Genomic DNA, 23,814 nt, shown 5'->3' with positions numbered 1-23,814 from the left:
GGAAACATGGCGTACGCGGACGCCAGAAACAGCAAGCCCCGCAGAGGCGGGGCTTGCGTGCAGCTTCAGTATGGGCAGGCGTCGATGAAAGCGACGTCAGCCATCACACGTCAACAGGTCAACCTTTGGCCTTCAACTTGGCCAAGCGCAACCAGGTATCGACCACGGTGTCCGGATTCAACGACACCGACTCGATGCCTTCCTGCATCAGCCATTCGGCCAGATCCGGATGATCGGACGGGCCCTGGCCGCAGATGCCGACGTACTTGCCCTTGGCACGTGCCGACTTGATCGCCATCGACAGCAACTTCTTCACCGCCGGGTTCCGCTCATCGAACAGGTGCGCCACGATCGACGAATCGCGGTCCAGGCCGAGGGTCAGCTGGGTCAGGTCGTTGGAACCGATCGAGAAGCCGTCGAAGATCTCCAGGAACTCATCGGCGAGCAGTGCGTTGGACGGCACTTCGCACATCATGATGATCTTCAGGCCGTTCTCGCCCTGCTTCAGGCCGTTCTGGGCCAGCACCTCGACGACCTTGCGGCCTTCTTCCAGGGTGCGCACGAACGGGATCATGACCCACAGGTTGTCCAGGCCCATCTCGTTGCGCACGCGCAGCACGGCCTTGCACTCCAGCGCGAAGGCGGCCGAGAAGCTCGGATCGACGTAACGGCTGGCGCCGCGGAAGCCGATCATCGGATTCTCTTCGTGCGGCTCGTAGTTGCTGCCGCCGATCAGGTTGGCGTACTCGTTGGACTTGAAGTCCGACAGTCGCACGATCACCGGGTTTGGCGCGACCGAGGCGGTCAGGGTGGCGATGCCTTCGGCCAGACGGTCCACGTAGAAGCCGACCGGGTCGGAATAACCGGCGATCTTCTCGTCGATCTTCTTCTTCGTCGCCGCATCCTGGCGGTCGTATTCCAGCAGCGCGTTGGGGTGGATGCCGATGTGGCTGGCGATGATCATTTCCAGACGCGCCAGGCCGATGCCCGCGTTCGGCAGCTGGCCGAAGTCGAAGGCACGTTCCGGGTTGGCCACGTTCATCATGATCTTCAACGGTGCCGGCGGCATGTTGCCCAGATCGGTGGTGGTGCGCTCGAAGCCGAGCTTGCCTTCGTAGATGAAGCCGGTATCGCCTTCAGCGCAGCTGACGGTGACCAGCTGGCCATCCTCGATGACCTTGGTGGCGTTGCCCGAACCGACCACGGCCGGCACGCCAAGCTCGCGCGCGATGATCGCCGCGTGGCAGGTACGGCCGCCGCGGTTGGTGACGATCGCCGAGGCACGCTTCATCACCGGCTCCCAATCGGGATCGGTCATGTCGGCGATCAGCACGTCGCCCGGCTGCACGCGGTTCATGTCTTCCAGCGTCTTCACCACGCGCGCCACGCCGGCACCGATCTTGGCGCCCACGGCACGGCCTTCGGCCAGAACGTTGCCGCCCTTCTCGGTCAGCGCGAAACGCTCGATCTGGGTGGCATGGCTGCGCGACTTCACGGTCTCCGGGCGCGCCTGCACGATGAACAGCTTGCCGCTGACACCATCCTTGGCCCACTCGATGTCCATCGGGCGGCCGTAGTGCTTTTCGATGGTCAGCGCCTGGCGCGACAGTTCGGCCACGTCTTCATCGTTGATCGAGAAGGTGCTGCGCAGTTCGGCCGGGGTGTCCTCGATCCTGACGCGCTCGCCGGGGACATCCGAGTACACCATGCGGATCGCCTTGCTGCCGAGCGAGCGGCGCAGGATCGCCGGCTTGCCGGCCTGCAGGGTGGGCTTGTAGACGTAGAACTCGTCGGGGTTGACCGCGCCCTGCACGACCATTTCGCCCAGGCCGAACGAGGAGGTGACGAACACCACGTCGCGGAAGCCGGACTCGGTGTCCAGGGTGAACAGCACGCCGGACGCGCCCACGCCCGAACGCACCATCAGCTGCACGCCTGCGGACAGGAACACGTCCTCGTGCTTGAAGCCGTGGTGCACGCGGTAAGCGATGGCACGGTCGTTGTACAGCGAGGCGAACACTTCCTTGACCTTGTGCACGACATCGTCGGCACCGGTGACGTTGAGGAAGGTTTCCTGCTGGCCGGCGAAGGAGGCATCGGGCAGATCTTCGGCAGTGGCCGAGGAGCGCACGGCCACGGCCACGTCGCCGCCGCCGTTGTCGGCGCTCAGCTTGGCGTAGGCGGTGCGGATGTCCTGGTCCAGCTGCGGCTGCAGCGGTGCATCGATCACCCAGCCGCGGATTTCCTTGCCGGCTGCGGTCAGTGCGTTGACGTCCTCGACGTCCAGCGTGGCCAGCTTGTCGAAGATGCGCTTGGACAGGTCGTTGTGCGCGATGAAGTCCTTGAAGGCTTCAGACGTGGTCGCGTAGCCCCCCGGAACGGAGACGCCCAGACCGGCAAGGTTGCCGATCATCTCGCCCAGCGAGGAATTCTTGCCGCCTACGCGGGCCAGGTCGGCCAGACGCAGTTCGTGCAACCACAGGATGTTCTCGTTCAAGCGCGATGCTCCGTTTGGCCATCGCCCGAGGCGGGCTTTGATGGCCGCGTCCGTAGGAAGAAGTCGATATGATGCCGGGCAGACCACCGTCGGCACAAGCTTGTGTTGGCGGCCCTTTTAGGCTTCGTAGGGGGTAAATGCGCGCATGTCGACCATCCGTCCGGTGTTCTACGTTTCCGATGGAACCGGTATCACCGCTGAAACCATTGGGCATAGCCTGTTGACCCAGTTCTCCGGGTTCAGCTTCATTACCGACCGGATGTCATTTGTCGATGACCCCGAAAAAGCCCGCGAAGCCTGTGCCCGGATCCAGGCGGCGGGGGAGCGCTACCAGGTCCGGCCGATCGTGGTGAACTCCTGCGTGGACCAGAGCCTGAGCCTGATCCTGGCCGAAAGCGGGGCGCTGATGCTGGATGTGTTCGCCCCGTTCATCGAGCCGCTGGAGCGCGAACTGTCCAGCTCGCGCCTGAACCGGGTCGGCCAGGCCCACGGCATGGTCGACTTCGACACCTACCACCGGCGCATCAACGCGATGAACTTCGCGCTGACCCACGACGATGGCATCGCGGTGAACTACGACGATGCCGACGTGATCCTGGTGGCGGTGTCGCGGGCGGGCAAGACGCCTACCTGCATCTACCTGGCCCTGCATTACGGGGTGCGCGCGGCCAACTACCCGTTGACCGACGAGGATCTGGAGAGCGACCGCTTGCCGCCCCGCCTGCGCAACTACCGGCGCAAGCTGTTCGGCCTGACCATCGACCCCGACCGCCTGCAGCAGATCCGCCAGGAGCGCCGGCCCAATTCGCGCTACGCCAACCTGGACACCTGCAAGCGCGAGGTGGCTGCGGCGGAGGTCATGTTCCAGATGGAACGCATCCCGACCCTCAGCACCACCCATACCTCGATCGAGGAGATCTCCAGCAAGGTGCTCGGTACGCTGGGGCTGCAGCGCGAGCTGTATTGACGGGGGCGCCACGACCAACGGTCGCGGTCTACCTGCGCGGTTGACGGGTGCGCTACGACCCACGGTCGTGGTCTACCTGCGCGGTGGGTATCGACCGTTGGTCGATACAGGGCCCCTTTGGCCGGGGCCGATCAGTCCCCACGTTGAAGGGCCAACGTGTAGGATCAGCCCATGGCCCGAGCATTGCCCCGTACCGAGCGCATTCCCCGCCTGAGCCGGCTGAGCTGGCTCATGGGGCTGTACGCAGAGAACTACCGTCACCTGGTGCGCCTGTTCGCGCCGGCCGAGCTGGTGGCGGGAAGCTATGTCTCTTCGGTGGGCGATGGCCTGGATGTGCGCCTGGACGTGATCGAGTGCCACCGCTACACGGTCGAGCTGCGCCTGACCTATGACCTGTCCGACCCGGTGACCGGTGAACCGGACCCATCGGCCTTCGTCCGCCTGTACCGGGACGCGCGCCAAGCCGAGACCACCCACTGCTACGTCGGCCGCCGCTGGCAGGACACGATGGGCCTGTACCCACCGCCGGCCGAGCTGATCAGCCATCGCATGCGGATGAACACCTTCCTCGGCAAATGGCTGGAATACCTGGCCGAACGCGGCCACGGCGTGGCCACCCTGCGCCGTGATCCAGACGGCAACACCGTGGGTGCCGGCGACCGTCGCCTGTCGCTGGTGCGTTGATCGGCCATAATCCACGGCTGACCCGCCGCCGGACCCGCACATGCCGTATACCCCGATCGTCGCCACCCTGGGCTATGTGCTCTCGCCCGATCGCCACCAGGTGCTGATGATCCACCGCAATACCCGGCCGGGCGACCACCATCTGGGCAAGTACAACGGCCTGGGCGGCAAGGTCGAGCCGACCGAGGACATCGCCGCCGGCATGCGCCGCGAAATCGCCGAGGAAGCCGGTATCGACTGCACGGCCATGCGCCTGCGCGGCACCATCAGCTGGCCGGGTTTCGGCAAGCACGGTGAAGACTGGTTCGGTTTCGTGTTCGTCATCGACAGCTTTGAGGGTGCCCCGCACGGCGGCAATCACGAGGGCACCCTGGAGTGGGTGGACGTGGACAAGCTCGACCAGTTGCCGATGTGGGAGGGTGACCGCAACTTCCTGCCGCTGGTGTTCGATGCCGATCCGCGCCCGTTCCACGGAGTGATGCCATACCGGGATGGACGCATGCAGAGCTGGTCCTTCAGCCGGCTTTGAGGCATTCCGGAGGCCGCTGCGCTCGCCGGACATGGTCCGGCGCTACCATCCGGCGCAGCCTCGGTAGCGCCGGGCCATGCCCGGCGGGGAGAGCTTCAGCGCCGGCGCGCCAGCAGCAGGTGGAAGTGCTTTTCCCGCTGCTGGCCGTCATTGCCGGCCGTGCATTCGCGATGCGAGCGCCATGCCGTGACGGTGAAGCCGGACACCCGCAGCGCCAGCTCCACTGCGTCCAGCTCATGCAGCTCAAAGTCGGCGGCAAAGGGCAGGCTGCGCATGAATCCGGCATCGCCGAAGGCCAGGCATAGCCGGCCGCCGCGATGCAGCACCCGTGCCAGTTCATCCAGTACCGGTGCCAGGTCCGGCCAGAAGTACAGGGTGTTGACCGCCAGCGCAGCATCGACGCTGGCATCAGCCAGGGGCAGGGCATGGGCATCACCCTCGCGCAGCGCGGCACGGCCAGCCAGGCCGCTGGCGGCAAGGTGCTGGTTGCCGGCGTCGACCATGGCACTGGACAGCTCGACACCCACGTAGCGACTGCCAATGGCCTGCAGCAGCAGCGGCGCAAAGGCGGCGTTGCCAGGACCGACTTCCAGCACCTGCTCTCCGGCAGCGACGGCCAGCAGTGCGATCGCCGCCTGGTTGAGGGCGTCGTTGCTGCGGTTCATCGATTCGCCCACGGCCAGCGCGGCCTCGCCATGGGGCTGCCGCAACTGCGCGGCCAGGGTGCGTGCATCCAGCATCAACATCGTCCGTCGGTAAGGAGTCGGACGTGGCGGCGGCGGGTCCGCCGCAGACCATAGCGCTGGCGGATCGGCTTGGGAAGTAGGGAAACCCCGGCTTGTGGTGATGAGGAAATGTCCAACGTCGCAGTCGGTGAGAACCAGTTGTCCACAGGGGGTGTGGATTACGCGTGGGCAACTTTGTGGATAAGCGCTGACAGGCGCCACCCCCCTAGGCTGTCAAGATGGGTGGCGAAAAATTCACCGCTGGTGAGGATCGGTGAGTGACGGGTGAAGGACAGGGGCAGCCCACGCTGTTGCCGGTGGCGGCGCTCGCGGTACCCTGTGGGCCTTGATGCCCCGTGAGACTTCATGAAACGTCACTTCTCGATGCTGCGCGAGTTCCATCTGGCGGACTGGTTCACCCTCGCCAACGCTTTCTGCGGCACCGGCGCGGTGTTTGCCGCAATGCGTTTCCTGCAGGATGGCGAGCGCGGCTACCTGCTGTTCGGCATGGCGCTGATCCCGCTGGCTTTCATTTTCGACGCATTGGACGGCCGCATCGCGCGCTGGCGCAAATCCAGTTCGACCCTGGGCCGCGAGCTCGACTCGCTGTCGGACGTCATTTCCTTCGGGGTCGCGCCCGCAGCGCTGGCCTATGCCTGTGGCATGCAGGGGGGCTGGGACTGGCTGGTGCTGAGCTACTTCGTCTGCTGCGGCGTCAGCCGCTTGGCTCGCTACAACGTAACCGCCGAGGCGATGAGCGGTGACGAAGGCAAGGTGAAGTACTTCGAGGGAACGCCGATTCCCACCAGCCTGGCGCTGGTGATCGTGCTGGCGATCGCCGCCGGCACCGATGCCATCGGCCACGACCTGTGGCTGGGCCAGTGGCAGATTGGCCCTTGGCAGCTGCATCCGTTGGTGCTGCTGTTCGCGTTGTCCGGGTCGCTGATGATCAGCAAGACCCTGCGCATTCCCAAGCCATGACCCAGCCCTGCGGAGGAGCGCGATGACCAGCTCGGCCAACGACGCCGGCAGCAGCGATTTCGAGAATCTGGCCCGCCAGTACTTCGGCGCCTGGGGTGATGCCTTGCGCCATGCAGCCGTGCCGGGAACCCCGGCTGGCGACGACCCGGGCAGCTGGAAGCGCCTGTTCGACTGGTGGGGCCAACTGCTGCCCGGGACCGGTGCTGCCGCGCCCGAAGAGGCAGTGCGGCGGTTCCGCGATCAAGCTGGCAGCTGGTACGGCACCATGCAGGAAGTCGCTGCACGCTTTGCGGGCCGCGATGCCAGCAGTGCCGAGGTTGCCCAGGCCTGGCGTGAAGCGGTGAAGGGGCAGGGCGACGGCATGCTGCAGTGGATGCTGCAGGGGGCCCGCGGCAGCACCCGTGTGGACGCTGCTCCGCCCGAGTTCACGGCGTGGTTCCAGCAGTTGCAGACGCTGGCTGGCCCTTGGCTGCAGAGCCCGGCGTTCGGGCCCGGCCGCGAGCACCAGGCGCGGTGGCAGGCCCTGCTGCGCGCGCAGGAGGAGTACCAGCAGCATTCGCAGGCCTATGTCGAGCAGATCAAGCAGGCACTGGAAGAGGCGTTCGACCTGTTCGAACAGCGCTTGGCCGAACACGAGCAGCCCGGCAGCCAGCTGACCAGCGCCCGGGCGATGTTCGATCTGTGGATTGAAGTGGCCGAGGAGGCCTACGCCAAGGTCGCCATGTCCGAGCCGTTCCAGCAGGTGTATGCCTCGCTGGGTAACGCACAGATGCGCCTGCGCGCAGGCCTGCAGCGCGAGGTTGAACAGATGAGTGAACGTATCGGCCTGCCCACCCGCAGCGAGATGGATGCCGCCCACCGTCGCATTGCCGAGCTCGAGCGCAGCCTGCGCCGGGTGCAGGCACAGGTGGCGGCGCTTGCCGGTACCGATGCCGTCGATCCGGTTGCCCAGCCAGCGCCTGCCAGGGTCAAGCCCGTCGCGCGCAAGCCTGCAGCGAAGAAGGCTGCAGCGAAGAAGCCTGCTGCGAAGAAAGCTGCTGCGAAGAAAGCGCCAGCGAAGAAGGCCACCACCCGCGCGACCACGCGGAAGTCGTAAGCCATGAAAGGACCGCTGGGCTTCAATGCCGATGACCTGATGCAGGAGACCCTGGCCATGCAGCGCAAGCTGATGGAGGGGTTGAAGCTGCTGCCGCAGGTGGAGGACGTCGACTATGGCGCCACCGCCCGCGAGGAAGTCTGGCGCGATGGCAAAGTGGTGCTGTATCGCTTCGTCGGCGAGAACGCTCCGGTGCGGCGCACACCGCTGCTGATCGTGTACGCACTGGTCAACCGCCCGTACATGGTGGACCTGCAGGCCGATCGGTCGCTGGTGCAGAAGCTGCTGGCATTGGGCCAGGACGTCTATGTGCTGGACTGGGGTTATCCGGACCGTTCCGAACGCTACCAGACGCTTGAGGACTATCTGCTGCGCTACATCGATGGCGCGGTGGATGCGCTGCGCGCACGCATTGGAGGCCCCGTCGACATGCTGGGAATCTGCCAGGGCGGCGTGTTCGCCCTGTGCTACGCCGCACTGCGGCGGCAGAAGCTGGGCAACCTGATCACCATGGTCACCCCGGTCGACTTCCAGACCGCCGACAACATGCTGTCGCACTGGGCCCAGCAGGTGGATGTGGATCTGCTGGTGGATACGCTGGGCAACATCCCGGCCGATCTGATGAATGCCAGCTACTTGATGCTCAAGCCATTCCGCCTGAACGTGCAGAAGTACGTGGGCCTGCTCGACATCCTCGATGACAAGGCCGCGCTGGAGGATTTCCTGCGCATGGAAAAGTGGATCTTCGACTCGCCGGACCTCGCGGGTGAAGCCTTCCGCGAGTTCATCAAGCAGTTCTACCAGGGCAACGGCCTAGTCAATGGCACCGTGCGCATCGGCGAAGAGGCGGTGGATCTGTCGCAGGTGACCCTGCCGGTGCTGAACATCTACGCCGAACAGGATCATCTGGTGCCACCGGATGCATCGCGCGCGATGCGTGGCCGGTTGGGCACACAGGACTACACCGAATCCAGTTTCCGCGGTGGGCATATCGGCATCTACGTCTCCGGCCGCGCACAGCGCGAAGTGCCGGCGACCATCGACAACTGGCTGAAGGAACGCACGCCATGAAACATTCCCCTCTGTTTGCGCTTGCCCTGGCCCTTGCGCCCGGCGTCGCCAGCGCTGCGCCGAGCGCCGATGCGCGCCGCGAGATCGCGCAGTTGATCGGAAGCCTGGATGGCTCCCAGTGCCAGTTCCAGCGCAATGGCAGCTGGTACGGTCCCGCCGATGCGCGTTCCCACCTGCAGCGCAAGTACGACTACCTGCTGAAGAAAGACATGGTCGACACCGCCGAGCAGTTCATCGAGCGTGCCGCGAGTCAGAGCAGCATGAGTGGCAAGGCGTATCGGATCCGCTGCCCCGGCCAGCCCGAACAGACCTCCGCGGCGTGGTTCGGCGCCCGCCTGCAGGCCTTGCGCCAACGCACGCCGTAGACATTGCAGGCGCTACAGTGGCAACAGCCAGTCAGCCGGGAGACCTCGCCATGAACGCTGTGCCGCGCACCCTGTCGCGCTCGCTGAACGACCGCATGATTGCCGGGGTGATGGGCGGCATCGCCCATCGTTTCGGCTGGAACCCGACCCTGGTACGGGTGCTGTACGTGGTGGTCTCGCTGGCGTCGGCCGCCTTCCCCGGCATCCTGGTCTACCTGCTGCTGTGGCTGCTGATCCCCAACGAGGCGGATTGAACACCGCGTCCCGGCCCTGGCCGATCTGGCTGCGCGCGCTGCAGGTGCTGGGCGCGCTGTGGACCGTGCCCAATACCCTGATCGGCCTGCTTGGCGGTCTGGCCGGGTTGCTGGGTGGTGCGAAGATGCGCTGGAGCGGTCGTGATTGCGCGGTGGTTTTCGATCACTGGCCCTGGGGCCCGGGCGGAGCGATCACCCTGGGCAACGTGATCCTGCACACCGGCCACGATCTGGGCATGTGCTGTCGTACCTACGCGCATCAGGCGGGGTGGGGCGTGGAGCCGTTGATCCGGCTGGATGACCATGAGCGTGCGCACGTGTACCAGTATCTGGTGCTGGGGCCGCTGTACCTGCCGGTGTATCTGCTGTGTGGTGGTGTCAGTGCGCGCAATCCGTTCGAGCGTGCGGCCGATCATTACGCGCGGTTCGGGCACGGCTGGTGGCCGTAGATTCCAGCCAACGGCGCAGCCCCTCGTGGGTGGGTCGCGAAATGCGATTCATGTGATTGGGCCGGGCGGGGTGGGTTGCGCAGGGGCCGCTGCAAGTACGTCCCTGTAAGCTCGGTCGCCGCATCCATGCGGCTCACGCCCCTGCGCAACCCACCTGCCCGGCCCGTGACAGTTTCCGCGCGCGTCCAGCCACGGAGAAGAAAAAGAACAGCAACAGCGGGTCGCGCGCTGCGCTTGCTCGTATAGAGCCGAGCATGGGCTCGGCTCTACAGGAAACGGCCGGCCGGGCCGTTTTTGCTTTTGATCTTCTTTTTCTTTTCCGTGGGTGGCAGACCGCAGAAATCTGTCAGAGGGCGGTCGGGTTGGGTTCGCGGGGGTGTCCGCGGCATGGATGCCGCGGCCAAGCCTCCAGGGACGGATTCACGGCGTCCCCCGCGAACCCAACCCGGCCGACCCACCTGCGGCTTTTGCATTCCGCGACCAACCACACCCACCCACGAGGGGCTGCGCCGTTGGCTGAAACCCGCGGATTCGTTAGCCGGAAGTTAAAGATCCGTAAGCGTTCTGCTGCTATCCCGCAGTCATCTGCATGCAACGGATCGTCATTAGTCTTCGTGACGTTCCAGTCAGCTTGGCCGCGGTAAGCTCTATCCCGATGAGCCAACAAGTACCGCTCATCGTGTGCAGTACGCAGTAGCAATTTGGAGGAAGACATCACATGGCAATCGTTCTTTATGTCGGTGGTAGCAAGGATGGCGAGAAGGGCGTGGTGCCCTACGGCTTCAGCAAATCCCGCGCCGATACCGCGCTGGGGCCGGAGTTCTACACGGAGCGGTTCATGGAACTGCAGGGTGTCGGCAAGGTCCGCCTGATGGCGCTGGAGAGCCTGCGTGACGACATCGTCATGCAGCGTGCCGCCCGCCACTACCGCTGACCTTCGCAGTACGCGGCAGGACGCGCTCCACCATCGCGCGTCCGCGCCGGCATCCCAGCCCCGGGGCCAGTCCGAGCCCCTTTTGCCAGGATGCCGGCGTCCCATCCGGACCCACCGCCTGAACCGCCGCTCTGTCAACGCCTTGTCCCTGCCGCCCGCGCATTGCAAGAATGGGCCTTTCCCGCAATGCGGCCCAGGCCGGAAACAATGCACGACGCCAAGCACGCCCAGCGCCAGCTCGCCCAGCAGATCGCCCAGACCATCGCCGATGAAATCGGTGCCCAGACCGCCCAGGTCAGCGCCGCTGTCGGCCTGCTCGATGAAGGCGCCAGCGTTCCGTTCATCGCCCGCTACCGCAAGGAAGTCACCGGCGGCCTGGACGACACCCAGCTGCGCAACCTGGAAACCCGCCTGACCTACCTGCGCGAACTGGAAGACCGCCGTGCGGCGGTGCTGGCCAGCATCGGTGAGCAGGGCAAGCTCAGCGATGAGCTGCGCAACGAGATCCTCGCCGCCGACACCAAGAGCCGGTTGGAAGATCTGTACCTGCCGTACAAGCCCAAGCGTCGCACCCGCGCGCAGATCGCCCGCGAAGCAGGACTGGAGCCGTTGGCCGACGGCCTGTTGGGCGATCCGACACAGGACCCGCAGGTCTTTGCCGCCACGTTCGTGGATGCCGACAAGGGCGTAGCCGATACCAAGGCCGCGCTGGAAGGTGCCCGCGCGATCCTGATGGAGCGCTGGGGCGAGGACGCCACGCTGGTTGGCGAGCTGCGCAGCTGGTTGAGCGAGCAGGGCGTGATCCGTGCCCGCGTTGCCGAGGGCAAGGAAACCGAGGGCGCCAAGTACCGCGATTATTTCGAGCACGCCGAGTCATTGGCGAAGATTCCCTCGCACCGGTTGTTGGCGTTGTTCCGTGCGCGCCGCGAGGAGATCCTGTTCCTGGAGCTGGACCCAGGCAAGGATGCCGAGGCCGGACATCAGTACGCCGAAGGGCGCGTGGCGCACAACGCCGGTATCCGCGATGCGGGGCGCCCCGCTGATCGCTGGCTGCTGGACGCCTGCCGCCTGACCTGGCGGGCCAAGCTGCACATGCACCTGCTGCTGGACCTGTTCAACCAGGCCCGCGAGAAAGCCGAGGCCGAAGCCATCGCGGTGTTCGGTGACAACCTCAAGGATCTGCTGCTGGCCGCACCGGCCGGCCCGAAAAGCGTGCTGGGCCTGGACCCGGGCATCCGCACCGGCTGCAAGATTGCCGTGGTCGACGCCACAGGCAAGCTGGTCGCCACCGACACCATCTACCCGCACGAGCCCCGCCGGCAGTGGGAGCAGTCGCTGCAGACGATCAAGCAGCTGTGTGCCAAGCACAACGTGCAGCTGATCGCGATCGGCAACGGCACCGCCAGCCGCGAGACCGACAAGCTGGCCGGTGAAGCCATCAAGGCGCTGGGTGACAACGCGCCGCAGAAGATCGTGGTCAGTGAAGCCGGGGCGTCGGTGTATTCGGCGTCGGAAACGGCGGCCAGGGAATTCCCGGACCTGGACGTGTCGATCCGTGGTGCGGTATCGATCGCCCGTCGCCTGCAGGACCCGCTTGCCGAACTGGTGAAGATCGAGCCGAAGGCGATCGGCGTGGGGCAGTACCAGCACGACGTGGATCAGTACCGCCTGGCGCGCGCACTGGATGCGCGCGTGGAGGACTGCGTGAATGCCGTCGGCGTGTACGTCAACACGGCGTCGGCTGCACTGCTGTCGCGCGTCTCGGGCCTGTCGTCGACGGTAGCCGAGAACATCGTGCGCCACCGCGATGACAACGGTCCGTTCAAGCGTCGCAAGGACCTGCTGAAGGTGTCGCGCCTGGGCGAGAAGACGTTCGAGCAATGTGCAGGTTTCCTGCGTATCGCCGATGGCGATGAGCCGTTGGATGCATCGTCGGTGCATCCGGAAGCCTATCCAGTGGTCGAGCGCATCGTCGCCAGCACCGCGCGCCCGATTAAGGCGCTGATCGGCGACGGCAGTTTCCTGCGCGGCTTGAAGGCCGAGCAGTTCACCGACGAGACATTCGGTGTGCCGACGGTGCGCGACATCCTCAAGGAACTGGAAAAGCCGGGCCGTGATCCGCGCCCGGAATTCAAGGCGGCCCGTTTCGCTGATGGCGTCGAGGACATCAAGGACCTGCGCGAGGGCATGGTGCTGGAAGGCGTGGTCAGCAACGTGGCCGCGTTCGGTGCGTTCGTCGATATCGGCGTGCACCAGGACGGCCTGATCCACATCTCGGCGCTGTCCGATACCTACGTGAAGGATCCGCGTGACGTGGTCAAGGCCGGCGACATCGTCAAGGTGAAGGTGCTGGAGGTGGACGTGCCGCGCAAGCGCATCGCCCTGACCCGTCGTCTGGACGACACGCCCGGCCAGGCCACCAGCCGCCCGGGCAGCCGTGACGAACGCAGCCAGGGGCAGGCGCCGCGCCGCGACGCTGCCAACCCCGGGCAGGGACGTGGCCAGGGGCGCAACCCGGGCAATGGCGGACGCCCGGCACAGGCCGCGCCGCCAGCCAACAATGCCCTGGCCGAGGCGTTCGCCCGGGCCAAGCGCAGCTGAGTCCGCCGTCCCCCTCCCGGCGCTGCCGGGTGGGGGACTTGTCGATGTTCCCCGGCAATGCGCACACTTGCGCCGGAAGGGGCGCCTGGGCCCCTGCTGTCGCTGGGGAGGCCATGCCGTCAGCACCATCCGCCCTGTTCCGTGACCGCTGTGGCTCGCCACGGCCTGCGGGCAGCTGCGTCGGCAGGGGAGGCGGCTGATGGCCGATCAGGGCAACAGCGGCAACGCACTGCTGGAGCGCCGGCTGCAGGAACTGGCCGAAGAGCGCCGCCGCCTGGCGATGATCATCGAGGGCACCGCGGCCGGCACCTGGGAATGGAACGTCCAGAGCGGGCAGATGCGGGTCAACGAACGGTGGGCCGAGATCGTCGGCTACCGGTTGGACGAACTTGAACCGATCTGCCAGAAGACCTTCATCGCGCTGGTCCATCCGGATGATCTGGCGCTGTCCGATGCGGCCCTGCAGGACCACTTCGATGGCCGCACCGACCACTATGTCTGCCTGTTGCGGATGCGCCACAGGAATGGCGAATGGATCTGGATCCACGATCGCGGACGGGTATTCGAATGGGACGGGCAGGGCAGGCCACTGTGGATGGCCGGCGCCCATGCCGACGTCACCGAACTGCAGCAGGCGCGCCAGGACGCGGCCGAAATGCGGCAGCGCCTGCAGGCGATGGTGGATGCTTCAGACGAAGTCGCGGTGATCGCGACCGACACCGATGGCATCATCACCATTTTCAATACCGGCGCGCAGCGCCTGCTCGGCTACACCGCCGCTGAAGTAGTGGGTACGCGCCGCCTGGATGCCTTCCACGACCCGGTTGAACTGCAGGCGTGGTTGCGACCGCTGGCGACCGCTGATGGACAGGTTCCGGGTGTGTTCGAGGCACTCAGTGCACGTGCCGAGGGCCAGACGTATTCGCGGCAGTGGACACTGCTGCGCAAGGACGGTCAGCGTCGCCAGGTACGCCTGTCAATCAGCCGCATGGATGGCGCCAATGGCGAGCGCATCGGCTATGTCGGCATGGCCATCGACATCACCGAGATCCTGCAGGCGCGCGCCGAGGCTCGTCTTGCGGCGGAAAAGTTCGCCGGAGCGTTCACTTCGGCGGCACTGGGCATGGCGCTGGTATCGCTGGAAGGGCGCTGGCTGGATGTCAACGATGCGCTGTGCCGCATTCTCGGCTACACGCGCGAGGAACTGCTGCAGGTCGATTTCCAGCGGTTGACCCATCCGGCCGATCTGCAGACCGACCTGGCCCTGGTGCAGGACCTGCTGGCGGGGCGACGCACGCACTATCACCTTGAAAAGCGCTACCTGGGCCGTGAGGGCAACACCATCTGGGCACGGCTGTCGGTATCGCTGGTACGCAATGAGCGCGGTGAACCGTTGCATTTCGTGTCGCAGATCCAGGATGTCAGCGCCCAGCGCAGCAGCGAGCAGCGCCTGTTCGAAAGCGAGCAGCGCAGCCGCATCACCCTGGATGCGGTTGCCGACCTGGTACTCAGCGTGGCCCTGGATGGCCACATCGAATATGCCAACGCGGCCGCCGTGCGAATGCTTGCCGGCGATGGAGCGCTGTCGCTGGCCGGGCATCTCGTGCAGGACGTGCTGTCGTTGACCACCGAATACGCGCCGCAATCGCAGCTCGACGTCAGCGTGCTGCTGGATCCGGAAAGCAACGCCGTGGATCTGCATGCCGATCTGCTGCTGCAGTTGGGTACCGCCGTGGTGCCGGTTGACCTGACCCGGGCCTGGCTTCGCGACGACGAGGGCCAGGTGCGTGGTGCGGTGTGGGTCCTGCGCGATGACACCCAGCAGCGTGCACGCGAGCGCGAGGCACGGCACCTGGCGGAGATGGACCCACTGACCGAACTGGGTAATCGCCGCGGCTTCGAAGTGCATCTGCAGCAGGCGATCACCCGGGTCGAGCGGACCGGGCAGGCGGCGTCATTGATGTACATCGATCTGGACCGGTTCAAGCCGGTCAACGATACCTTTGGTCATCTGGCCGGCGACGCCGTGCTGTGGGCCGTGGCCAGCGTATTGCGCCATGGTGTGCGCGACTCGGATGTGGTGGCGCGCCTGGGCGGTGACGAATTCGCGGTGATCCTGTCCGGGTGCAGCCCGCGGCGAGCGGCGCGCATCGGCGGCGAGTTGCTGCATACCCTGGCCAACCTGTCCATTCCGTGGGACCAGCACCAGCTGCGGATCGGCGCCAGCATCGGCATCGCACCGCTTGCCGCCGGCATGAGCGTGGACCAGGCCGTCGCCGCCGCCGATGCCCAGTGCTACCGGGCCAAGGCGATGGGGCGCAACAATGTGCAGGTGCAGGGCGAAACCGGCGAACTGCCCGGTAGCTCGCCGGCGGACGGCGGCGACCTCAGCGACGGCTGATCTCAGCCTGTGAGAGGGGCGCGGCGAATACTGCGCCAACGCCCCACCTTGGCAGGAAAACAACATGACGTCCTGGAACCTGAGTGCAGTCCGTGCTTATGCGCCGGCCGTTGTCGGCTGGTCCCTGGCTCTCTCCGGCTGGCTCCGGCTGGAGCAGCTGCGCAACGACCAGCAGGCCCGGATGCTGGTCCCCGTGGTGCAGTGGGGCGTGGCGCTGATGCTGCTGGTCACCCTGGGCTGCATCGTCGCTGCCAGCGTGATGATCTGGCGCGCCGGGCGTCGCGATGCGCAGCAACGTGGGTAGCGGATCTGCTGCGTTGATCAGGTGCGGGCCTCAGCGCAGCACCTCTTCGGCATCCACCAGCTGCACGTCGTGCATCATGTTGAGGTAGGCCTCGTAGTAGCCTTTGTGCGAGGCGCCAACGATGGCCAGCAGGCGCGTTCCCGGGCGCTGGCCCAGCACTTCGCGGATGTTGGCGACCATGCGCAGGTTGCGGGTTTCCCAGTAGCCCACGTAGTTGCGGCCAAAGCCCTGGGGTGAGGGTTCGACCAGCGCAGCACCGAAATCGGCCTGGTAGGCCTGCAGGCCGACGCCGGGGCGGTTGTAGGCGCGATACAGGTCCAGCACGCCATCGACCTTGCCGATGTTGGCATACAGCGGCTCGTCGGCGTCCCGCCGTGCGTTTGCGTGCGGATTGTCCCAGGCCGACATGATCGCTTCGCGTGCTGCTTTCTCGTCCTTGGGCGGGGTTGCCGAATCGGCGGTGTGATCGTCCACTGCCCACAGGCGCTCCAGTCCCAGCCGGGCAGCGAGGACTGCGGCCACCAGGTTGGTTTCATTGCGACGGGTCAGGCTCTTGTCGAGAATCTCGACCAGCGCAGCATCCAGCCCGTCGCCGGCGACGCGCTCCTGCACAGGCAGGCGCAGCCATTGCACCTGCGCCGATCCGCGCTCGCCAGCGGCCAGGAACACCGCGGCCAAGTGCCGACGCTGCGCGGCTGTCGGGCTTGCCGGCCATGCCGACAGCAGGCGTCCCATTTCGGCGTTCGCGCTGGGCACGTCGAAGCCGGTGGCGACGCGGGCCGCGTCGGTGTCGAAGCAGTAGGTTTCGACGCTTTCGGCATAGCGGCTGGGATTGCGACGCATGAAGTCGCACTGCAGGCCGGACAGGTTTTCGGTGGCAATCGCCTCCGGGCGCCAACGTGCCAAGCGCTGCAACAACGGCTCCAGCATGGCCGGCTCGAAGGTCTTTGGCAGTTCCGACAGATGTGCTGTCCCAAGCACCAGTACTTCGTTGTGGCGACCGGCGGGTGGCCCCTTCAGCTGGTCGGGATGGAAGCTGGGGCGGAAGCCCGCGTCGCTGGCCAATGCGCCGGCACTGCACAGGCTGAGGAAGATGATGGCGTTCAAGCGTCGAAGCATGCTGCCTCCCAGGAAAAATCCATTCAGTGGGCGCATGCTGCCGGCAGCGCGCAGGCAAGGGATGTCCCGATGGTCATTGCAACCTTCTGTGTGCCTGCCGCATCCCCTTTCCGTCGGCGCTGGTCCAGAATGGTGGCTGGAAGACTTCCGGAAGCGCGTCATGGATGAAATCGCCACCATCGCAGCTGCAGGTGCCGTGCTGGGTGCACTGGCCGGCTGGATCGGGCCGGGGAGGTGGCGGTGGCAGCTGTTGCGGCTGGCACCGTTGCTGCTGGTGCCGTTCGCGCTGTACATCCTCGCTACCCGCAGCTGGATCCTGGGCGGCGGCGGGCCGCTGGCGGGGCCGTCCCTGCTGGTCGTCTGCGGCAGTCTGGGCTACCTGCCGGCGGTGCTGGCAACGATACTGCTGCGCTGGGTTCTGCGGCGCGCTGCCGACCAGGGGCTGGCCCCCTAAAGTTGCTGGCCGTCGCGCCGTTACCTTCTCTGGAGCCCGCTGCAGGCTCCCGCCGCCGGACCCGAGGCTGCCTCCGATGGGCGGCCCGTGCCGTGTGCTCCGCCGCTGTTTGATGACGATCGCAGCTGCCGTACTGTTCCTGCCAGTCGCTCGAGTGACGCCTTCCGGCGTCTGCAGTCCCAGGCAATCGAAGTTGCCGCCGGGCATCCCGCCCGGCGGGTCGCAACCGCTACCCGGACACCGAGGATCAGACGATGCTTATTTCAGGCTCCATGGAAGGTGCTCAGGCGCCGGTCGAAGTGCTCACCCGTTGGTCTCCCCTGCGCGCGCTGCAGGGAGTGTTGGGCAGGCAGCGCCGCGCCACGGAGGTGGCCGAGCAGCATCGGCGGCACGTCGAGCTTGAGGCCCAGGTGGCCGCATTGCACCGGGTGCAGGCGGTCATCGAGTTCGCCCTCGACGGCACCATCCTGCAGGCCAATGACAACTTCCTGCAGGCAGTGGGATATCGCCTGGATGAGATCCAGGGCAGGCATCATTCCCTGTTCGTCGATCCCGAGGACGCGCGCAGCACCGGATACCGCGACTTCTGGGCGCGGCTGGGCCGCGGTGAGTTCGATGCAGGTCAGTACCGGCGCTTCGGCAAGGGCGGGCGCGAAATCTGGATCCAGGCCTCCTACAACCCGGTGCTTGACCAGCACGGTCGGCCGTACAAGGTGGTCAAGTTCGCCACCGACATCACCGCGCAGAAGCAGCAGGCAGCCGAATCGGCGGGGCAGCTGGCCGCCATCGACAAATCGCAGGCGGTCATCGAGTTCAGCATGGATGGCCGCATCCTGGCGGCCAATGCGAACTTCCTGGCCGCCACCGGCTATACGCTGGAAGAGGTGCGTGGCCAGCATCATTCGCTGTTCGTCGAGCCCGACTACCGGGCCAGTGTCGAGTATCGGCGGTTCTGGGAAAAACTCGGCTCCGGCGAGTACGACGCAGGCCAGTACCGGCGGCTGGGCAAAGGCGGTCGTGAAGTGTGGATCCAGGCGTCGTACAACCCGATCCTCGATGCCGGTGGCCGGCCGTTCAAGGTCGTCAAGTACGCCACCGACATCACCGCACAGGTGCATGAGAGCCAGGCAATGCAGCACGCCGTCGCGCAGACGCGCGAAGTGGTGGCGTCGGCAAAGGAGGGCGACCTGACCCGGAGCATCGGCATGGCCGACAAGACGGGCCCGATCGCCGAGCTATGCGGTGGCGTCAACGCGCTGGTCGAGGCGATGGCGGCCATCATCGGTCAGATCAAGTTCGCCGCAGACACCATTGCGGTCGGTGCGAGCGAGATCGCCGAAGGCAACAACGACCTTTCCCAGCGTACCGAACAGCAGGCTGCCTCTCTGGAAGAAACCGCCGTGTCGATGAAGGGGCTGGCCGAGACCGTGCAGCGCACCGCGATCAACGCGCGCCAGGCCAGCCAACTGGCCGGCGGCGCCGCCGATGTGGCCGCACGGGGTGGCCAGGTGGTGCATGACGTGGTCTCGACGATGGAGGTGATCAATGCTTCCTCGCGTCGCATCGTCGACATCATCGGTGTGATCGATGGCATTGCCTTCCAGACCAACATCCTGGCATTGAACGCGGCGGTGGAAGCGGCGCGTGCCGGTGAGCATGGTCGTGGTTTCGCCGTGGTTGCCACCGAGATCCGCGAGCTCTCGCATCGCTCGGCGGGTGCGGCAAAGGAAATCAAGCAGCTGATCGATGCGTCTGTTGCCAACGTCGGTGCCGGAACGGCGCAGGTCGAGAGCGCCGGCCGGACCATGGACGAGATCGTGGTCGACGTGCGGCGTGTCAGCGACCTGATGACCGAGATCAGTGCGGCTGCGCAACAGCAGAGCGATGACATCCAGCAGATGAACCACGCGGTGGATCTGATCGATCAGGGCACGCAGCAGAATGCAGCGCTGGTGGAAGAGGCCTCAGCGGCCGCGCGCAGCATGGAAGAGCAGTCTTCGCAGCTGCTGCAGACGGTGGCAGGGTTCCGTGTGCACGCGGGGGCAGGGCATGGTCATGGCGTGCATTCCCCGGCGCTGCGGGTGGTGTAGGGCGCCGGCGCGCGCTGGCTTATGAGGCGGCGCGGGCCGCCCCGGCCAACGCAACGGTGGCTTGCTCTGGAACGGCAGTAAACTCCGGGCTCGCCCGTCACTGCTCAGTCACCGTGTCCCTATCGGCAGCGCGTGGTCGACGTTCTCGACGATTTAGCCAGGTACCTTGATGGCTGGGAAGGGCCTACCCAGGCATCGGACTGATTGATGAGTCCGCTCTGGCGGCCAAGGTGTGATCGCACTCGACCAAGCGGGCGTTGCTGACGGCTTGGCGCCCTCCGCATTGGGCACAAGCGAGCAGCGTACCGCCCGGTATGGATTGGAGGTCGGGGCCTGTCGAGTGAGTGACGTGCTGGCAACTGTTACACCGGACGCTGATTGCGATGACGCTTTGGATGTTCCCCTGCTGATCGCGCATCGGGTCGATGTTGAGAACGTAGAAAAGACCTGTGTCTGGCATGGCCGTGTACCGAAGAGTCAATGCATGCTGCAGGGTGGAGCGGGTTGATCTTGTGACGAGAGTGCGGATTCAGCAAGAGTTTTGGAGCTGAAGCGCTATGGATTCTGCCTAAACGGACAGGCTGAGGACGCTGGTCGACCCTTGTGCAATCGCCGCTTGATCAACCAGGACCGGCCAAAGCGCTGGACGCCCGAGCGTCAAACGTTCTTCTGCAGAAAGTCTGCGAATCTGGCCAGGCTGATAGCCTGCCGATTGGGGCACTTGGGGCAACTGAGAATTGCGCCACCGGGGAGATCGATCAGGCCTTCGTTGGGCCGCCCGGTGAACCGGCACGAGCATTCCAGACAACGACACACCACCTGGGTTACCTGCAGCAGACGGCCGCTGTCGTCTTCCTGCCCGAAAACATCGCTGAGGAGGAACAATCCGGTGTCGGCCATGCTCGAATCCTTAACGCCCGTTTTCCATGGAGCCGAAGTCTACAACTTCCTTGATGCCGGAGTTTTGCGTTATACGCCGGCTCGCGATCGCGGCCAAGCCAGGCTTCGCATTAAGCCATTTGGCCCGGTGGCGCATCCAAGGCAGAGCATGGACTCATGCCTTGCCCAACGGAAACTGCCAATGTCCAGGATCTGCCGTATCCGGTTTCTTGCCCTTCTCGCGGTGACTGCCCTTTGTGGGGCTCCTGCCGTCTCCGCGGAGACCATCGCGATCCCGTTCGAGCTGGGCAAGGACCATCGAATATATGCCGAAGGCACGATCAATCATTCGCGCCCCCTCCGTTTCCTGGTGGACACGGGGGCGGACGGTATGGCCGTGTCGGTCGCTACAAGCGAACTGGCTGGTATGAAAATCGACGATCAATCCGAAAACACCGGCGCGGACGGCACGACGTTGGTTGACTACAGTACGAACAACACGGTCGCTCTCGGCGGTGCCAGCAGAATGTTGGGCGCCGCAGTAATCGACTACCAGAATCGGCCCTTCGATGCAGTTCTCGGCTGGAAATTCTTCGAGGGGAGCGTTGTCGAGATCGACTACGACAAGAAGACCCTGTTCGTGCATGGCACTTTGCCCAGCACGGCGGGATACACCAGGATGAACACGCGATGGATCGACAACATTCCCGCTGTCGAAGTGACGTTGCATGCGGAGAACGCATCACTCCAGGCGTGGCTCTCTTTGGATACCGGCAGCAACGGGACCATCGACCTGGGGTATTCCTACAGTTCCCGACACAACCTCCAGGATGTTCTTACGAAGAAGATCGGAACGTCACAGTTCAGTGGGAGCGCAGGCAGGAAGATCCGCGCGGTCGACGTTCGCGTTCCCTCGGCGGATATTCAGGGGATTCGTCTGGACCAGCCCAAGGTGTCTTTCACCATCGACGAAGACGGCTCCAGTGGCGATGGCACGATCGGAAGTGAAGTTCTTCGGAATTTCAACATCCTGCTGGACACCAAGACCGGCGACGTCTATCTGCGTCCCAACGGGAGGGCGGTGCTGCAGCAACTGCGGCGGTGACAGGACGATCGAGAGGGGAAGTGGGGAGGAGAATTGGCCGGAGTCGGCTGATTCACGACTCCATTCCGCCATTCCTTCTGGAAGCCTCGCGTTGCAAGGCTTGTGGTGCCGGTGAAAGGACTCGAACCTTCATGGGGTCACCCCCGGCTGATTTTGAGTCAGCTGCGTATACCATTCCGCCACACCGGCAGCAGCGGGCTAGTGTACCCGAGCCGGGCGGGCGTTCATAGAGGTGCGGGCGAACAGGGCCGAAATGGCTTCAAATTGTCGGTATCGGCCGACTGCTGGCTATACTGGCAACGCTTAACAGGCACGGAGCGATAGCCTATGTCAGCGTTGCAGGACCTGCGGGTGCTGGTAGTGGAGAACGACGAGATGAGTGCGGCGCTGCTGCAGATGCAGCTGGTGCATTCCGGTGCTCTGGTCGTTGGTCTTGCCGCGTCCGTTGCCGAGGCACTGCGCCTGCTGGAAGAGGCCAACCCTGACGTGGCCCTGCTGGATTACCGGTTGGCCCACAACGAGACCAGTGAACCAGTCGCTGCGGCGCTGGCCGCGCGCGGGGTGCCGTTCGTGCTCGCCACCGGCATGGCCGCCGAACAACTGCCGGTCGCGATGCGATCGGGGGTACTGTTGATCAAGCCCTATCTGTCGGCGGAACTGTCCAAGGCATTGGTCCGCGCAGTGGGACGTTCCAGCGCCAACGCCTGATCCAACCGCTCAGGCGGCTTCTTCGTAGACATAACGGATCTCCTCGCGGTCGTCGAGGATGGCGTACTGCGCCGGCAGGTTGTCCGGGTCCGGGTTGAGCCATGCGTCCAGATGCTCGGCGCGGATCGGCAGTACGCCCCGGTCATGGCCGGCAGCGGCAACATCGATTGACGGTCCATCGGTGATGGTGGCGAACGACAACAGGCGTCCTTCCGGGCCCTCCCATTCCGCCCACAGGCAGGCCAGCAACAAGTCGCGCGGCGGATCAGGGCGGAACTCCAGCACCACGTCCTGTTCCTTCTCGTCGTTGTGCAGGGTGCGGCCGGCAATGGTGTGGCGAGGAACGTGCTCGTAGAAGGCCTGTACCACCACCACGCCGTGGCGCAGTCCGAAGGCCCCGCGCCAATAGCCTTCCAGGCTGTCCCGCCGCGCATTGTAGGTGCCGGGATAGAGGACATCGTTGCGCGCGGGCTTGTCCGGAAGCCGGCATTGATAGCGCATCGGCTTGATCACGCGCCGGCCATTCTCGCTGACCATCACCGGCGCGTAGGTGCCAGGAAAAATACGGTTGTCGCGTGGCAGCAGCTGTTCCCGATGCAGGTCGTCCAGCCGTGCCTGCGCGCGGTCGATGCGGTTGCCGGCAACGCGCAGGTCATTGCGCGCTTTCTGCGTGGGACGGGTGGCCAGGGTTGCATTGGCGATGTCGCGACGCTCAAGCTGCCGCTCCAGCTCAGCCTGCAGCTGTTGCCGCTCCTGTGCATGCCATTGCTGGATCTTCGCCACGATGTCGCGGCCCAGTTCGGTGCGCGCACCGGCAAATCCGTCGTCCATCGCTTTCGGCGTTTTCGGTCGTTTCTTGCCGGGATCATGCGCATAGAGTTCGGCGAACTCCTCCAGGGAGAGGACGGCGCCGAACTCGCGCACCAGCTTGGCGTAGTCGGCGCGGATCAGGGCGGAATAGCACATTGGACTCTGCCGGAAGATGGGTCGCAGCGGCTGCGACATGGATGCGGCAGGATAGCTCGACCTTCCAGGAGACGTTGCATGAATGATCCAGAGACGATCCAGTTCCGTCAGGCGGTGCCGACGGTTGAAGACTACTGCCAGCTGCGTGCGCTGGCCGGGCTCAGTGCAAAGACCCATGAGGCGGCGACGCGGGCATTGCCCAATACCGTTTTCGGTGTCTGTGCCTACCAGGGCAGCGAGCTGGTAGCGATGGGCCGGATCATCGGCGATGGTGGTTGCCACCTGCAGGTCTGCGATATCGCCGTGCTGCCGCGCCTGCAGGGGCAGGGTCTGGGCAAGGCGGTGATGCAGCGTCTGAGCGACTGGATGCAGGGCAACCTGCCGCCGTCGGCGTATGTGAGTCTGTTGGCCGATGGCGAGGCACATCGGCTGTATGCGCAGTTTGGCTTTGAGGCGACCGCGCCAGCCTCGATCGGCATGTATCGCCGGTTCTGAAACGCGGTCACCAGGGAATCGCAGGCAAAGAAAAACCCCGGCCGAAGCCGGGGTTTCAAAGATTGGCGTCCCCACGGGGATTCGAACCCCGGTCGCCACCGTGAAAGGGTGATGTCCTAGGCCTCTAGACGATGGGGACG

The 23,814-nt window shown here is 65.3% G+C and carries 23 protein-coding genes and 2 tRNA genes; 18 read left to right on the top strand and 7 right to left on the bottom strand.

From position 1 onward, the window contains the following. Positions 1 to 118: 118 nt before the first annotated feature. A complete protein-coding gene (gene ppsA / locus BW38_RS11270; RefSeq protein WP_032976195.1) occupies positions 119 to 2,497 on the bottom strand; it encodes a phosphoenolpyruvate synthase in 2,379 nt (792 codons plus the stop codon). A gap of 145 nt (positions 2,498 to 2,642) precedes the next feature. On the opposite strand from ppsA, the gene BW38_RS11275 reads away from it, so the two are divergent. The 3 genes from BW38_RS11275 to BW38_RS11285 all read left to right on the top strand — a co-directional run bounded on the left by BW38_RS11275 (position 2,643) and on the right by BW38_RS11285 (position 4,677). After that, positions 2,643 to 3,464, top strand: a complete 822-nt coding sequence (locus tag BW38_RS11275) for a pyruvate, water dikinase regulatory protein (protein WP_025879262.1) — start codon at positions 2,643 to 2,645, stop codon at positions 3,462 to 3,464. Positions 3,465 to 3,635: 171 nt separating this feature from the next. Beyond that, complete coding sequence (locus BW38_RS11280) at positions 3,636 to 4,148, top strand: DUF1249 domain-containing protein (RefSeq protein ID WP_032976192.1); 513 nt, start codon at positions 3,636 to 3,638, stop codon at positions 4,146 to 4,148. A 40-nt stretch (positions 4,149 to 4,188) separates the two neighbouring features. Beyond that, the gene (locus BW38_RS11285; RefSeq protein WP_032976191.1) at positions 4,189 to 4,677 is read left to right on the top strand and encodes an 8-oxo-dGTP diphosphatase; all 489 of its coding nucleotides are present in this window, start codon (positions 4,189 to 4,191) and stop codon (positions 4,675 to 4,677) included. A gap of 95 nt (positions 4,678 to 4,772) precedes the next feature. Here the strand turns inward: BW38_RS11285 and BW38_RS11290 are convergent, their stop codons facing one another. Then, positions 4,773 to 5,423, bottom strand: a complete 651-nt coding sequence (locus BW38_RS11290; protein ID WP_032976190.1) for a class I SAM-dependent methyltransferase — start codon at positions 5,421 to 5,423, stop codon at positions 4,773 to 4,775. A gap of 345 nt (positions 5,424 to 5,768) precedes the next feature. Between BW38_RS11290 and BW38_RS11295 the strand changes: the two genes are divergently transcribed. The 10 genes from BW38_RS11295 (at position 5,769) to BW38_RS11340 (ending at position 15,858) form a co-directional block, all read left to right on the top strand. Next, complete coding sequence (locus tag BW38_RS11295; protein WP_025879258.1) at positions 5,769 to 6,383, top strand: phosphatidylcholine/phosphatidylserine synthase; 615 nt, start codon at positions 5,769 to 5,771, stop codon at positions 6,381 to 6,383. A 22-nt stretch (positions 6,384 to 6,405) separates the two neighbouring features. Then, positions 6,406 to 7,479 carry a class III poly(R)-hydroxyalkanoic acid synthase subunit PhaE gene (gene phaE, locus BW38_RS11300; protein ID WP_032976188.1) on the top strand — a complete coding sequence of 358 codons (1,074 nt, stop codon included), beginning with the start codon at positions 6,406 to 6,408 and terminating at the stop codon, positions 7,477 to 7,479. A gap of 3 nt (positions 7,480 to 7,482) precedes the next feature. Further along, complete coding sequence (locus tag BW38_RS11305; RefSeq protein ID WP_032976186.1) at positions 7,483 to 8,550, top strand: class III poly(R)-hydroxyalkanoic acid synthase subunit PhaC; 1,068 nt, start codon at positions 7,483 to 7,485, stop codon at positions 8,548 to 8,550. Continuing rightward, entirely contained in the window at positions 8,547 to 8,915 is a 369-nt protein-coding gene (locus BW38_RS11310) for a YfeK family protein (RefSeq protein WP_032976185.1), read from the top strand. Before BW38_RS11305 ends, BW38_RS11310 begins: the two co-directional genes overlap by 4 nt. A gap of 50 nt (positions 8,916 to 8,965) precedes the next feature. After that, complete coding sequence (locus BW38_RS11315; protein ID WP_025879254.1) at positions 8,966 to 9,169, top strand: PspC domain-containing protein; 204 nt, start codon at positions 8,966 to 8,968, stop codon at positions 9,167 to 9,169. Then, positions 9,166 to 9,618 carry a hypothetical protein gene (locus BW38_RS11320; RefSeq protein ID WP_025879253.1) on the top strand — a complete coding sequence of 151 codons (453 nt, stop codon included), beginning with the start codon at positions 9,166 to 9,168 and terminating at the stop codon, positions 9,616 to 9,618. Before BW38_RS11315 ends, BW38_RS11320 begins: the two co-directional genes overlap by 4 nt. Positions 9,619 to 10,336: 718 nt before the next feature. Beyond that, on the top strand, positions 10,337 to 10,552 hold the full coding sequence (locus BW38_RS11325; RefSeq protein WP_025879252.1) for a hypothetical protein: 216 nt from the start codon (positions 10,337 to 10,339) through the stop codon (positions 10,550 to 10,552). 207 nt (positions 10,553 to 10,759) lie between these two features. Beyond that, entirely contained in the window at positions 10,760 to 13,153 is a 2,394-nt protein-coding gene (locus BW38_RS11330; RefSeq protein WP_032976184.1) for a Tex family protein, read from the top strand. A 199-nt stretch (positions 13,154 to 13,352) separates the two neighbouring features. Continuing rightward, a complete protein-coding gene (locus tag BW38_RS11335) occupies positions 13,353 to 15,554 on the top strand; it encodes a PAS domain S-box protein (RefSeq protein WP_032976183.1) in 2,202 nt (733 codons plus the stop codon). Positions 15,555 to 15,618: 64 nt separating this feature from the next. After that, positions 15,619 to 15,858, top strand: a complete 240-nt coding sequence (locus BW38_RS11340) for a hypothetical protein (protein ID WP_025879248.1) — start codon at positions 15,619 to 15,621, stop codon at positions 15,856 to 15,858. Between the two features lie 30 nt (positions 15,859 to 15,888). On the opposite strand, the gene BW38_RS11345 is transcribed toward BW38_RS11340, so the two are convergent. Beyond that, the gene (locus BW38_RS11345) at positions 15,889 to 16,977 is read right to left on the bottom strand and encodes a DUF5694 domain-containing protein (RefSeq protein ID WP_032976182.1); all 1,089 of its coding nucleotides are present in this window, start codon (positions 16,975 to 16,977) and stop codon (positions 15,889 to 15,891) included. A 160-nt stretch (positions 16,978 to 17,137) separates the two neighbouring features. On the opposite strand from BW38_RS11345, the gene BW38_RS11350 reads away from it, so the two are divergent. Then, positions 17,138 to 17,431 carry a hypothetical protein gene (locus BW38_RS11350; RefSeq protein WP_032976180.1) on the top strand — a complete coding sequence of 98 codons (294 nt, stop codon included), beginning with the start codon at positions 17,138 to 17,140 and terminating at the stop codon, positions 17,429 to 17,431. Between the two features lie 254 nt (positions 17,432 to 17,685). Further along, positions 17,686 to 19,521, top strand: coding sequence for a methyl-accepting chemotaxis protein (locus BW38_RS11355; RefSeq protein WP_032976178.1), 1,836 nt, complete (start codon positions 17,686 to 17,688; stop codon positions 19,519 to 19,521). A 657-nt stretch (positions 19,522 to 20,178) separates the two neighbouring features. On the opposite strand, the gene BW38_RS11360 is transcribed toward BW38_RS11355, so the two are convergent. Beyond that, positions 20,179 to 20,421: a hypothetical protein gene (locus BW38_RS11360; RefSeq protein ID WP_032976177.1), complete on the bottom strand. Its 243-nt coding sequence runs from the start codon at positions 20,419 to 20,421 to the stop codon at positions 20,179 to 20,181. On the opposite strand from BW38_RS11360, the gene BW38_RS11365 reads away from it, so the two are divergent. Next, complete coding sequence (locus BW38_RS11365) at positions 20,420 to 21,505, top strand: retropepsin-like aspartic protease (protein WP_235189951.1); 1,086 nt, start codon at positions 20,420 to 20,422, stop codon at positions 21,503 to 21,505. The genes BW38_RS11360 and BW38_RS11365 overlap by 2 nt on opposite strands. Before the next feature lie 103 nt (positions 21,506 to 21,608). Here BW38_RS11365 and BW38_RS11370 read toward each other — a convergent pair. Beyond that, positions 21,609 to 21,694: transfer RNA gene (locus BW38_RS11370), tRNA-Leu, on the bottom strand. A gap of 138 nt (positions 21,695 to 21,832) precedes the next feature. On the opposite strand from BW38_RS11370, the gene BW38_RS11375 reads away from it, so the two are divergent. Then, positions 21,833 to 22,213, top strand: coding sequence for a response regulator (locus tag BW38_RS11375; protein WP_032976175.1), 381 nt, complete (start codon positions 21,833 to 21,835; stop codon positions 22,211 to 22,213). A gap of 9 nt (positions 22,214 to 22,222) precedes the next feature. Here the strand turns inward: BW38_RS11375 and BW38_RS11380 are convergent, their stop codons facing one another. Next, complete coding sequence (locus BW38_RS11380) at positions 22,223 to 23,179, bottom strand: SOS response-associated peptidase family protein (protein WP_032976174.1); 957 nt, start codon at positions 23,177 to 23,179, stop codon at positions 22,223 to 22,225. A 78-nt stretch (positions 23,180 to 23,257) separates the two neighbouring features. Here BW38_RS11380 and BW38_RS11385 point away from each other — a divergent pair, with 78 nt between their 5' ends. Continuing rightward, positions 23,258 to 23,674, top strand: coding sequence for a GNAT family N-acetyltransferase (locus BW38_RS11385; RefSeq protein WP_032976173.1), 417 nt, complete (start codon positions 23,258 to 23,260; stop codon positions 23,672 to 23,674). Between the two features lie 63 nt (positions 23,675 to 23,737). Here the strand turns inward: BW38_RS11385 and BW38_RS11390 are convergent. Then, positions 23,738 to 23,813, bottom strand: a tRNA-Glu gene (locus BW38_RS11390). Between the last annotated feature and the right edge of the window lies 1 nt (position 23,814).

It is taken from the genome of Stenotrophomonas sp. RIT309, assembly GCF_000632045.1.
GTDB classification, from domain to species: Bacteria; Pseudomonadota; Gammaproteobacteria; order Xanthomonadales; family Xanthomonadaceae; genus Stenotrophomonas; species Stenotrophomonas indicatrix.
Note: the sequence above shows the minus strand (reverse complement) of the source record. Positions and strands in the feature narration are given on the sequence as shown.